Origin of the sequence: Desulfuromonas acetexigens (genome assembly GCF_900111775.1) — a bacterium.
Lineage (GTDB): Bacteria > Desulfobacterota > Desulfuromonadia > Desulfuromonadales > Trichloromonadaceae > Trichloromonas > Trichloromonas acetexigens.
In genome coordinates this window covers 451-917 of the sequence record NZ_FOJJ01000035.1, presented here as the reverse complement: position 1 = coordinate 917, position 467 = coordinate 451, and the positions used below count along the sequence as shown (strand labels likewise).

Sequence of the window (467 nt, the reverse complement as noted above, 5' to 3'; positions counted from 1 at the left end):
CCCTACGGGGGGCAGCAGTGGGGAATATTGGACAATGGGCGAAAGCCTGATCCAGCCATGCCGCGTGTGTGAAGAAGGCCTTTTGGTTGTAAAGCACTTTAAGCGAGGAGGAGGCTACTTAGATTAATACTCTAGGATAGTGGACGTTACTCGCAGAATAAGCACCGGCTAACTCTGTGCCAGCAGCCGCGGTAATACAGAGGGTGCGAGCGTTAATCGGATTTACTGGGCGTAAAGCGTGCGTAGGCGGCTTCTTAAGTCGGATGTGAAATCCCTGAGCTTAACTTAGGAATTGCATTCGATACTGGGAAGCTAGAGTATGGGAGAGGATGGTAGAATTCCAGGTGTAGCGGTGAAATGCGTAGAGATCTGGAGGAATACCGATGGCGAAGGCAGCCATCTGGCCTAATACTGACGCTGAGGTACGAAAGCATGGGGAGCAAACAGGATTAGATACCCCAGTAGTC

General features: G+C 51.2%; 1 rRNA gene (running past one end of the window). It reads left to right on the top strand.

Annotated elements, in window-relative coordinates:
- Positions 1-382 precede the first annotated feature (382 nt).
- Positions 383-467, top strand: a 16S ribosomal RNA gene (locus tag BQ4888_RS12245); its annotated part runs 450 nt beyond the window's last position; the annotation flags it as partial.